We start from the raw sequence: 10,275 nt of genomic DNA, 5'->3' as shown, positions 1-10,275 counted from the left end.
TGCACGGCAGGCAGCCGGGTCAGTCGGCGATCGGGAGGTAGACGCGGTTGCCCGCCTCCGCGAACTCCCTGGACTTCTGCTCCATGCCGGCGAGGGCCTCGCGCTCCTCGTCGCCGACCGGCTCCATGGAGTCGCCGTAGTCCTCCATGATGGTCCTGCTGATCTTCATCGAGCAGAACTTCGGGCCGCACATCGAGCAGAAGTGCGCCGTCTTCGCCGGTTCGGCCGGGAGCGTCTCGTCGTGGAAGGCGCGGGCCGTGTCCGGGTCGAGGGCCAGGTTGAACTGGTCCTCCCAGCGGAACTCGAAGCGGGCGTCCGACAGGGCGTCGTCCCACTCCTGGGCGCGGGGGTGGCCCTTGGCCAGGTCGGCGGCGTGGGCCGCGATCTTGTAGGTGATGACGCCCGTCTTGACGTCGTCGCGGTCCGGCAGGCCCAGGTGCTCCTTCGGCGTGACGTAGCAGAGCATCGCCGTGCCCCACCAGGCGATCATCGCGGCGCCGATCCCGGAGGTGATGTGGTCGTAGCCGGGCGCGATGTCGGTGGTGAGGGGGCCGAGGGTGTAGAAGGGGGCCTCCTCGCAGATCTCCTGCTGGAGGTCGACGTTCTCCTTGATCTTGTGCATCGGGACGTGGCCCGGGCCCTCGATCATCGTCTGGACGTCGTGGGACTTGGCGATGCGGTTCAGCTCGCCCAGCGTGCGCAGTTCGGCGAACTGCGCCTCGTCGTTGGCGTCCGCGATCGAGCCCGGCCGCAGTCCGTCGCCGAGGGAGAAGGTGACGTCGTAGGCGCGCAGGATCTCGCAGAGTTCCTCGAAGTGGGTGTAGAGGAAGTTCTCCTTGTGGTGGGCCAGGCACCAGGCCGCCATGATCGAGCCGCCGCGCGAGACGATGCCCGTCTTGCGGCGGGCGGTCAGCGGGACGTAGCGCAGCAGGACGCCGGCGTGGACGGTCATGTAGTCCACGCCCTGTTCGCACTGCTCGATGACGGTGTCCCGGTAGATGTCCCAGGTCAGTTCCTCGGCCTTGCCGCCGACCTTCTCCAGCGCCTGGTAGAGGGGGACGGTGCCGATGGGGACCGGGGAGTTGCGCAGCACCCACTCGCGGGTGGTGTGGATGTTGCGGCCCGTGGAGAGGTCCATCACGGTGTCGGCGCCCCAGCGGGTCGCCCAGGTCATCTTCTCCACCTCCTCCTCGATGGAGGAGGTGACGGCGGAGTTGCCGATGTTGGCGTTGACCTTCACCAGGAAGTTCTTGCCGATGATCATCGGCTCGGTCTCCGGGTGGTTGACGTTCGCCGGGAGGACGGCGCGGCCCGCGGCGATCTCGTCGCGGACGAACTCCGGCGAACAGCCCTCGCGGACGGCCACGAACTCCATCTCGGGGGTGATCTCGCCCCGCCGGGCGTACGCGAGCTGCGTGACGGACGTGGTGCCGCCGCGGCCCCGGCGCGGCAGGCGCGGGCGGCCGGGGAAGACGGCGTCGAGGTTGCGCAGGCCGCCGCGCGGCGAGGTGTGCCTGATGCCGTCGTCCTCGGGCCGCACCTCGCGGCCCGGGTACTCCTCGGTGTCCCCCCTGGCGATGATCCACTTCTCCCGCAGCGGGGGGAGGCCGCGGCGGACGTCGGTTTCGACGGTCGGATCGGTGTACGGCCCGGACGTGTCGTACAGCGTCACGTCCCTGCCGTCGGTGAGGTGCACCCGGCGGACGGGCACCCGGATGTCGGGGCGCGGTCCGCTCAGATAGCCCTTGTGCCAGCCGATCCGGCGCCGGTCGGCGGCGTTCTCGGCGGCGTTCTCGGCAGCGTTTTCGGGCGTGCGTGCATCCTGCGTGGTCATGAGACCCAACTCCCTACGCCGGCATTACCCGGTAACAGGTTCGGCGGTCGACGCAGCGGTCCCCGTGGCCTTCCCACGGAGGTCAGCGTCCTCTCAGCCCCGTGCTCGGAGCTCCCGCGGTGTGCAAAAGCGCCCCCACGCTAACGGCTGACCCCCGCCCCGCGCCAGGGTGGCCCGTGGCGCGCCCTGGGATGATCGGGGCGTGGACTCCACTCCTCAGCCGCCGACCCACCGTCCGTCGATCCCCGGCCAGCCGCCCGGGCCCGGGGAAACCCCCGGGCCCGACCACGCGCCCGGACACGCCTCCGGGCCCGGGCACGCGCATGCGCACGGCCACCACCACGGGCCCGTCGCCCCCGTCTCGGCGCGGCTGCGCAAGGTCATCGCGGCCGTGCTGGTGCCGTTCGCCGTGGCGGTGCTGGCCGGGCTGGTGGTGCTGTGGCCCGGGGGCACGCCCGAGGGGGAGGACGGGCAGAGCGGCCTCGGCTACGACCGGCAGACGTTCGGTGCGCGGGTCACCGCGGTGGAGGAGGTGAACTGCCAGGACGTGGGCGCCGCCCAGCAGCCGCCCGGCGGCGGTGGGCCGGGCGCGGCCGGCACCGCCCCGCCGGAGGGCCGGCCCGCGGGCGGCACGTGTCTGAGGGCGACCGTGGAGGTCACCGAGGGCAAGGACGCGGGCCGCACGTTCCCGGAGATCATCACCCCGGACGCCACCCGCCGGCTGACGCCCGGCCAGGAGGTGGTGGTGGCGTACGCGCCCCAGGCCCCGCGCGAGTTGCAGTACAGCGTGGTGGACGTGCGGCGCACCGTCCCCATGGTGCTGCTGGCCGCCGTCTTCGCGCTGGCGGTGGTGGTCGTCGGACGGCTGCGCGGGCTGCTGGCGCTGGTCGGGCTGGCGATCAGCTTCGCGGTGCTGACGCTGTTCATCCTGCCCGCCGTCCTCCAGGGCTCCCACCCGCTGGCCGTCGCGGTGGTCGGGGGCAGCGCGATCATGCTGGCGACGCTGTACCTGTGCCACGGCGTCAACGCCCGCACCTCCGTCGCCGTCCTGGGCACACTGGTCTCGCTGCTGCTGATCGGGCTGCTGGGCTCGGCGTTCATCGGCTGGGCGGAGCTGACGGGCAACACCGACGACCAGACCGGGCTGGTGCACACCCTCTACCCGGACATCGAGATCCGCGGCCTGCTGTTGGCCGGGGTGCTGATCGGCTCGCTGGGCGTGCTGGACGACGTGACGGTGACGCAGACCTCGGCGGTGTGGGAGCTGCGGCAGGCCGACCCGCGGGCGGGCTGGCGCACGCTCTACGGCGCGGCGATGCGCATCGGGCGCGACCACATCGCGTCGGTGGTCAACACGCTGGTGCTGGCGTACGCGGGCGCCGCGCTGCCGCTGCTGCTGCTGTTCTCCGTGGCGCCGAACGGGATGGGTTCGGTGGCCACCAGCGAGGTGGTGGCCGAGGAGATCCTGCGGACGCTGGTCGGCTCGATCGGCCTGGTCGCCTCGGTGCCGGTGACGACGGCGCTGGCGGCGCTGGTGGCCGTCGCCGACCGGGGGAACCGGCCGGGCCCGGCGGCCCCGGACGACCGGCAGGTCCGGGCGCGGGGCCGGGCCCGCGGACGGCGGCGGGCACCGCGCTGAGGGGCGTCCGCCGGACGCCGTCAGACGCTGCCGGGCGCCGTCAGACGCCGGACGACGAGGTGAACTTCCGCACGACGTAGATCAGGCCGCCGACCAGCGCGGCGAAGAGCAGCACCTTGAACAGCAGGCCCAGGATGAAGCCGACGACGCTGGCGATCAGGCCGCCGAAGACGAAGAGCGCGATGAGCGGAACCGCGATCCACTTCACCCACCACGGCAGTGCCGCGAGGGTCCCCTTGACGCCCATGCCCGTTACCCGCTTCCTTCGTCTCCGGTGTGCCCGGTGTGGTGTGCCGTGTGTGCCGTGCGTCCCCCGGTGGCCGGGTTCGCGGCCGGTGCGCCGCGGTCCCCTGCCCGCCTACGATGCTAGGCGGGCGCGTCCGGCGGTGGGAGGCGCTCCGGCCCGGGTCCTTCCCTGACCCGCCCCCTACGGAACCCCGAGGTGCGCCGTCAGCTCTCCGGGGGAGAGAAGACCACCATCACCCGCAGGTCCTCGGAGATGTGGTGGAACTTGTGCGGCACCCCGGCCGGCACGTAGACCACGCTGCCGCGCGCCACGGGCGTGGTCTCGTCCCCGACGGTGATCAGGGCCCGGCCGCTGACGACGAAGTACACCTCGTCCTGGCGGTGCGGTTGCTGCGGGTCGAGCTGACCCCGGTCCAGGGCGTACAGGCCGACGGACATGTTCCGCTCGCGCAGGAACTGCAGGTATGCGCCGTCGTTGGCGGCCCGTTCCGCCTCCAGTTCCTCCAGTCGGAACACCTTCATCGGTGCCAGCCCCTCATCCGGTAGGCGGCCGCGTCCGCTTCTGGGACGATCTCGGCCATGGTGACCTTTCTCGTCAAGACGATCGCCAACGCCGTGGCCCTGGCGGTCGCCGTGTGGCTGCTGGACGACATCACACTCTCCGGCGGCGACACGGGCAACAGGGTGCTCACGCTGGTCCTCGTCGCGCTGATCTTCGGCCTCGTCAACGTCGTGGTCAAGCCGATCGCGAAGCTGCTCTCCTTCCCCGTGCTGATCCTCACCCTCGGCCTGTTCACCCTGGTGATCAACGCGCTGATGCTGCTGCTCACCTCCTGGCTGGCCGGCCTGGCCGACCTGTCCTTCCACGTGGAGGGCTTCTGGACGGCCGTGCTGGGCGGCCTGGTGATCTCCATCGTGTCGTGGGCGGTGAACATGCTGCTGCCCGACGGCGACTGACCGCCGGCCCCGGACGGAACGCGGGCGGAACCAGACCGGAACCCGGACGGGACGGACGGGGCACCGGCGCGTCGCCGATGATGGGGGGCATGCGCACTCGCACGTCCAAGACCTCCGGGCTTCCCGGTGCCGGCACCGCCGGCGCCCGTACGCCGTACCGCGTCTGCTTCGTCTGCACCGGCAACATCTGCCGCTCCCCCATGGCCGAGGCCGTCTTCCGCGCCCGGGTGGAGGAGGCCGGACTGGCGGAGCTGGTGGAGGTGAGCAGCGCGGGGACCGGCGGCTGGCACGTGGGCGACGGCGCCGACGAGCGCACGGTCGCCGTGCTGACGGCGGCCGGGTACGCCCAGGAGCACGTCGCCCGGCAGTTCCGGCCCGACTGGTTCGAACGGCTGGACCTGGTGATCGCCCTGGACGAGGGTCACCTGCGGGAGCTGCGCGCGATGGCTCCCGGCGCGGAGGACGCGGCGAAGATCCGCCTGCTGCGCTCGTACGCGCCCGGCGCCGACGCCGACGGCTGCGACCTCGACGTGCCCGACCCGTACTACGGCGGCATGGAGGGCTTCGAGGAGTGCCTGGCCCTGGTGGAGGAGGCCGTACCGGGGCTGCTGGCGGAGGTGCGGGCGGCCGTGACGGCCGACGGGGAGTCCGGCGTGGTCTCCGACGGGGTGGCGCGGCGGTGAGCGGGCCGGCGGACGGCGCGCCCGTGGCCGGCCGGGTGGCCGCGCTGACCGGCGCCGCGGCCGGCGGGGTGCGCCCGGTGGGCGGGGGCAGCATCTGCGACGCGTACCGGATCACGCTGTCGGACGGCGACGGGCCCCGCACCGTCTTCGCCAAGACCCTCGACCCCGCCCCCGAGGGCTTCTTCGCCGCCGAGGCCGCCGGCCTGGAACTGCTGGCCTCCACCGGGGCGGTGGCCGTGCCCCGCGTCCTGGCCGCCGAACCGGACGTGCTGGTGCTGGAGTGGGTCGAGCCGGGACGGGCGGACGCCGCGCAGGCCGAACGGCTCGGCCGCGACCTGGCCGCCCTCCACGCCTCGCCGGCCCGCGCCTGGGGCAACCCCGACCCCGGCCGCCCCGCCTACCTGGGCTCGGTCCCCCTGCCCTCGCCCGCCGAGCCGCCCTCCGGCCCGGAGGACTGGCCCGCCTTCCACGCCGAGCACCGGCTGCTGCCCCTGCTGCGGCAGGCCGTCGACGGCGGCGGGATCGGCGCGCCGGACGCCCGTGACGTGGAGCGGCTGTGCGAGGAGCTGTGCGCCGATCCCGCGGACGGCACGGGCGTCTCCGGTCCGCCGCAGCCGCCCGCCGTCGTCCACGGCGACCTGTGGTCGGGCAACGTCCTGTGGGCCGCCGACGGCCGCGCCCGCCTGATCGACCCGGCCGTGCAGGGCGGCCACCCCGAGGCCGACCTGGCCATGCTGGAGCTGTTCGGCTGCCCGCACCTGGACCGGCTGCTGGCCGCGTACCAGGAGGTGCGGCCCGTTCCCGGACGCCGCGAACGCCTCCCGCTCCACCAGCTCCAGTACCTGCTGGTGCACGCCGTCCTGTTCGGCTCCGGCTACGGCGGACGGTGCGGGGCCGCGGCCCGGGCCGCGCTGGGCTGAGCGGCACCCGTAGGCTCGGAGCGCAGGGCACAGGGCACAAGGGCACAGCGGGCGACGAGCGCGGGGAGCGGCACATGACGGGCGACGGGACGCGGGTGGTACGGGCCGGGCTGCCCGAGGAGGAGCCGTACGCGCCGCCGCTGCCGGGCCCGGTCCTCGCCGCGCACTTCCACCTGCCCGGCGACCCGGCCGGAGCCCCGTACGCCTACGGCCGCGACGGCAACCCCACCTGGACCGCCCTGGAGCGCGCCATCAGCGAGCTGGAGGCCCCGGGCGACGAGGCGGCGCGGACCACCGTCTTCTCCTCCGGCATGGGGGCGATCTCGGCGGTGCTGCTGTCGCGGACGAAGCCCGGCGACGTGGTGGTGCTGCCGTCGGACGGCTACAACCTGCTGATCCCGATGCGCGAGCGGCTCCAGGGCTACGGGGTGGCGGTCCGTACCGCCCCCACCGGCGGCGACGCGCAACTGGCGGCACTGGACGGCGCGACGCTGCTGTGGATCGAGTCGCCCTCCAACCCGGGCCTGGACGTGTGCGACATCCGCCGCCTGGCCGACGCCGCCCACGAGCGCGGCGCGCTGGTCGCCGTGGACAACACCCTGGCCACCCCGCTGGGCCAGCGCCCGCTGGAGCTGGGCGCCGACTACGTGGTGGCCAGCGGCACCAAGGCGCTGACCGGCCACGGCGACGTCCTGCTGGGCTATGTGACCTGCCGGGACCCGGAGTTGACAGCCTCGGTGCGGCTGTGGCGCAAGACGGTCGGGGCGATCCCGGGCCCGGTGGAGGCCTGGCTGGCGCACCGCTCGCTGGCCACGCTGGAGCTGCGGACCGCCCGCCAGGCCGAGGGCGCGCTCGCCGTCGCCCGGGCGCTGCGCGAGCGCGACGAGGTGAGCGACGTACGGCACCCGGGGCTGCCGGACGACCCGGCGCACGCCGTGGCGGTGCGGCAGATGCGGCGCTTCGGCTGCGTGGTCTCCTTCACGCTGCCCGACCGCGCCTTCGCCGAGCGCTTCCTGGGGGCGTTGCGGCTGGTGGGCGAGGCGACGAGCTTCGGCGGGGTGCGCTCCACGGCCGAGCGGCGCGGCCGGTGGGGCGGGGACGCGGTGCCGGAGGGCTTCGTACGGCTGTCGGTGGGCGTGGAGGACCCGGCCGACCTCGTCGCCGACATCCGGGCGGCGCTGGACAGCGCCGGGCGCGGCTGACGTACCGGGGAGGAACCGGGAAGAAACCGGAAGAACCCTGAAGAAGCGGAGAGAACCGGAGAGCCGGGAGAAGCGGAAGGGCGCCGTGCCGTCCGGGCCGGACGGCACGGGCGGCTTGAAGCTCCCCCCTCTTGCTTCAAGCCGCCCCGTGCGACGCGCGTGGACAGCGCAAGGTCAAGGCTAGTTGACTGAGCGTCATTGTCCAATCACCCTATCGACACCCACCCATCGGTGTTCTTATCGTTCCGTCACGGCCCGTGCCGTCAAAGTGACCGCACGGTGCCTCGGCCGCACCGGGAGGCGATCCGCGGACGGAGGGGAGATGGACCTGGACCTGCTGCGCACGTTCCTCGCCGTGTACCGGGCCGGTTCGTTCACCCAGGCCGCCGCGCTGCTCGGACTCTCCCAGCCGGCCGTCACCGGGCAGATCCGCGCCCTCGAACGGCAGGTGGGCCGCCCGCTGTTCCTGCGCGGCGCCCGCGGGGTCACCCCCACCGGCGTCAGCGACGAGCTGGCCCACCGGACCGCCCCGCACCTGGACGCCCTGGAGGAGATCACCGAGAGCGGACTGGACGGCTCCGCTCCGGCCCGCACCCTCCACCTCGTCGGGCCGCCGGAGTTCACCTCCCTGCGGGCCGTGCCCGCCCTCGTCCCGCTGGTCCGCGAGGGGCTGGACGTCCGCGCCTCGTTCGGCTTCACCGGGGAGAGCCTCAAGGCGCTGGCCGCCGGCCACCACGACCTGGCCGTCGTCGCCTCCCGTCCGCGCGGTCCGCTGCTGGCCTCGCTCTCCTCCACCCCGCTGTGCGACGAGGAGGAGGTCCTGGTCGCCGCCCCGCGCTGGGCCGCCCGGACCGGCGGGCCGGCCGTGGTCCGGGCCAAGGGCGCGGACGCGCTGGAGGGCGTGCCCGTGCTGTGCGTCCACGAGAGCCTGCCGCTGCTGACCCGCTACTGGGCCACCGTCTTCGACGGCGCGCCCGTACCGCGCTCCGGCGCCGTCGTCGTGCCCGACCTGCGGGCGGTGCTGGAGTGCGTCGTCGCGGGCGCCGGGCTGGCCGTGCTGCCGCGCTACCTGTGCCGGGAGGCGCTGGACTCCGGCGCCCTGGTCACCCTGGTGGACCCCCCGGTGCCGCCGCTGCGCACCTACTTCCTCGCCGTGCGCACCGGGACGCTGGCGCAGCCGCACATCGCGCGGGCGTACGAGTGCCTGCTGCGGGCGGCCTCCCACTGGTGACCCCGGCGGGCCGGCCGGAGGCGTGCGCTCTCCGCGAGGTTTCGCGGTCCCGGCACCGGGCCAGACCTTCCCCATGACCGCCGACGCACGCCCCGTGGTCAAACGCACCGCCCGGGCCATCCTGCTCGACGACGACGAGCTGATCCTGATCAAGCGCACCAAGCCCGGCCTGGACCCGTACTGGATCACCCCGGGCGGCGGCGTGGAGCCCGGTGACGCGACCGTCGTCGAGGCGCTCCACCGCGAACTGGACGAGGAGCTGGGGGCGAAGGTGACCGGCGTGGTCCCGGCCTTCGTCGACACCGTCCCCTACGACCCCGCCGAGGACCCGGAGCCCGCCGTGCCGGGCGGCACGCCGGGGGTGAAGGTGCAGCACTTCTTCGTCTGCCGGCTGTCCGACATGGACCTCGCGCGCCGCCACGGGCCGGAGGTGGACGAACCGCGCGGCGAGTACGAGGTCGTCCGCGTGCCCTTCACCCGCGCGGGCATCGCCTCGGTGGGGGTGGTGCCTCCCTCCCTGCGCGCCTTCCTGGACGCCAACATCGAGGGCGTACGGGCCCTGCTGGCGCCGGACCTGGGCTGATCGCGGGCCGGTCGCGGACTGATCGCGGACGGGGAGGAGCGCGGGGTCAGCCGAACCAGCCCCGGAAGGGGGCCTCCTCGGCCTCCGAACCGCGGCTGCGCGCCCTGGCCAGCACCCGTTCGACATGGTCGCGCCAGGCCGCCGGGTCGCCGGTGGCCGGCACCGGCACCCTGGGCACCGGCTCCGGCCGGGCCGGTCCCCCCGCCCCGGCCGGTGCTGCCGCGACCGGTGCGGCCGGTGCCTCCCGGGCCGGTTCCCCGGCCCCGGCCCCGGCGACGGGAACGGGGACGGGAGCGGGAGCGGGGACGTGCTCGCGCGGCGGACGCTCCACGGGCCCGCGGGCGCGTGCGTCGCGCGCCGCCCCGAAGAAGTCGCCGCCCTTGCGCCGCTGGTCGTCGGTGCCCCAGTCGCGCGGCGTCCCCTTGGGCGCCTTCTGCAGGTGCGGAATGTGCTTGGCGCAGTGGATGTACGCCTCCTCCACCGTCACCCGCACCCACACCTGCGCCCGCCGCCCGGGCACGGGATCGACCGGCAGCTCCGGGTGGGCGGCCCGGATCTCCGCGTCCTCGACGATCTCGGCACGGCCGTTGACGTGCAGGCCGACCCGGGAACGGAAGAAGTCGACCAGCAGGATGCCCACGTGCGGGTTCTCCTGGATGTTGCCCAGGCTGGCGTGCACGCCGTTGCCGCGGTACTCGGGATAGACCAGGGTGCGCTCGTCGATCACGTGGAGGAAGCCGGGCGGTCCGGCGCGGAAGGTGTTGTCGCACTCGCCGTGCCGGTCGGCGGTGGCCAGGAAGAACATCTCCTGCTGCGCGACGAACTCCCGCATCCGCTCGTTGAGGTGGTCGAGCATCTGCTCGTCGTAGAAGCGGTTGGCGCGCTCGGTGGTGCCCAGCCGCCGCTGCACCGCGTGCTCGCCGTCGCTGCCGGGCCGTACGGGTGCGGACGCGGACGCCTGCTGGTGCTCCGCCGGGCCT

The 10,275-nt window shown here is 74.1% G+C and carries 11 protein-coding genes; 7 read left to right on the top strand and 4 right to left on the bottom strand.

Annotated features, from left to right (window positions below):
* Positions 1 to 19 precede the first annotated feature (19 nt).
* Positions 20 to 1,834: a phosphomethylpyrimidine synthase ThiC gene (thiC, locus tag VE546_RS00285; protein WP_324916295.1), complete on the bottom strand. Its 1,815-nt coding sequence runs from the start codon at positions 1,832 to 1,834 to the stop codon at positions 20 to 22.
* 202 nt (positions 1,835 to 2,036) lie between these two features.
* Between thiC and VE546_RS00280 the strand changes: the two genes are divergently transcribed.
* The gene (locus VE546_RS00280; protein ID WP_414720364.1) at positions 2,037 to 3,473 is read left to right on the top strand and encodes a YibE/F family protein; all 1,437 of its coding nucleotides are present in this window, start codon (positions 2,037 to 2,039) and stop codon (positions 3,471 to 3,473) included.
* Positions 3,474 to 3,513: 40 nt separating this feature from the next.
* On the opposite strand, the gene VE546_RS00275 is transcribed toward VE546_RS00280, so the two are convergent.
* Together VE546_RS00275 and VE546_RS00270 are read right to left on the bottom strand one after the other, a co-directional pair.
* Complete coding sequence (locus VE546_RS00275; RefSeq protein ID WP_324916292.1) at positions 3,514 to 3,720, bottom strand: DUF5326 family protein; 207 nt, start codon at positions 3,718 to 3,720, stop codon at positions 3,514 to 3,516.
* Positions 3,721 to 3,923: 203 nt separating this feature from the next.
* Entirely contained in the window at positions 3,924 to 4,241 is a 318-nt protein-coding gene (locus VE546_RS00270) for a cupin domain-containing protein (RefSeq protein WP_324916289.1), read from the bottom strand.
* A 57-nt stretch (positions 4,242 to 4,298) separates the two neighbouring features.
* On the opposite strand from VE546_RS00270, the gene VE546_RS00265 reads away from it, so the two are divergent.
* The 6 genes from VE546_RS00265 (at position 4,299) to VE546_RS00240 (ending at position 9,295) form a co-directional block, all read left to right on the top strand.
* Positions 4,299 to 4,676: a phage holin family protein gene (locus VE546_RS00265; RefSeq protein ID WP_324916286.1), complete on the top strand. Its 378-nt coding sequence runs from the start codon at positions 4,299 to 4,301 to the stop codon at positions 4,674 to 4,676.
* 89 nt (positions 4,677 to 4,765) lie between these two features.
* Positions 4,766 to 5,359, top strand: a complete 594-nt coding sequence (locus VE546_RS00260; protein WP_324916283.1) for a low molecular weight protein-tyrosine-phosphatase — start codon at positions 4,766 to 4,768, stop codon at positions 5,357 to 5,359.
* Positions 5,356 to 6,279, top strand: coding sequence for a fructosamine kinase family protein (locus tag VE546_RS00255; RefSeq protein WP_324916279.1), 924 nt, complete (start codon positions 5,356 to 5,358; stop codon positions 6,277 to 6,279). The genes VE546_RS00260 and VE546_RS00255 overlap by 4 nt, the downstream gene beginning before the upstream one ends.
* Before the next feature lie 74 nt (positions 6,280 to 6,353).
* Positions 6,354 to 7,481, top strand: a complete 1,128-nt coding sequence (locus VE546_RS00250; RefSeq protein WP_324916276.1) for a cystathionine gamma-lyase — start codon at positions 6,354 to 6,356, stop codon at positions 7,479 to 7,481.
* Positions 7,482 to 7,803: 322 nt separating this feature from the next.
* Positions 7,804 to 8,712 carry a LysR family transcriptional regulator gene (locus tag VE546_RS00245; protein ID WP_324916272.1) on the top strand — a complete coding sequence of 303 codons (909 nt, stop codon included), beginning with the start codon at positions 7,804 to 7,806 and terminating at the stop codon, positions 8,710 to 8,712.
* A 73-nt stretch (positions 8,713 to 8,785) separates the two neighbouring features.
* Positions 8,786 to 9,295 (top strand): NUDIX hydrolase, encoded by a 510-nt coding sequence (locus VE546_RS00240; protein ID WP_324916269.1) that lies wholly within the window; start codon positions 8,786 to 8,788, stop codon positions 9,293 to 9,295.
* 46 nt (positions 9,296 to 9,341) lie between these two features.
* On the opposite strand, the gene VE546_RS00235 is transcribed toward VE546_RS00240, so the two are convergent.
* Entirely contained in the window at positions 9,342 to 10,205 is an 864-nt protein-coding gene (locus tag VE546_RS00235) for a pyridoxamine 5'-phosphate oxidase family protein (protein WP_324916311.1), read from the bottom strand.
* Positions 10,206 to 10,275: the final 70 nt, after the last annotated feature.

Source organism: Streptomyces sp. (assembly GCF_035644915.1).
Lineage (GTDB): Bacteria > Actinomycetota > Actinomycetes > Streptomycetales > Streptomycetaceae > Streptomyces.
Note: the sequence above shows the minus strand (reverse complement) of the source record. Positions and strands in the feature narration are given on the sequence as shown.

Bases quoted from the DNA above. Each gene is read 5' to 3' on its own strand.
- VE546_RS00275 (WP_324916292.1), bottom strand. From the start codon at position 3,720: ATGGGCGTCAAGGGGACCCTCGCGGCACTGCCGTGGTGGGTGAAGTGG.
- VE546_RS00245 (WP_324916272.1), top strand. From the start codon at position 7,804: ATGGACCTGGACCTGCTGCGCACGTTCCTCGCCGTGTACCGGGCCGGT.
- VE546_RS00265 (WP_324916286.1), top strand. From the start codon at position 4,299: ATGGTGACCTTTCTCGTCAAGACGATCGCCAACGCCGTGGCCCTGGCG.
- thiC (WP_324916295.1), bottom strand. From the start codon at position 1,834: ATGACCACGCAGGATGCACGCACGCCCGAAAACGCTGCCGAGAACGCC.
- VE546_RS00270 (WP_324916289.1), bottom strand. From the start codon at position 4,241: ATGAAGGTGTTCCGACTGGAGGAACTGGAGGCGGAACGGGCCGCCAAC.
- VE546_RS00240 (WP_324916269.1), top strand. From the start codon at position 8,786: ATGACCGCCGACGCACGCCCCGTGGTCAAACGCACCGCCCGGGCCATC.
- VE546_RS00260 (WP_324916283.1), top strand. From the start codon at position 4,766: ATGCGCACTCGCACGTCCAAGACCTCCGGGCTTCCCGGTGCCGGCACC.
- VE546_RS00250 (WP_324916276.1), top strand. From the start codon at position 6,354: ATGACGGGCGACGGGACGCGGGTGGTACGGGCCGGGCTGCCCGAGGAG.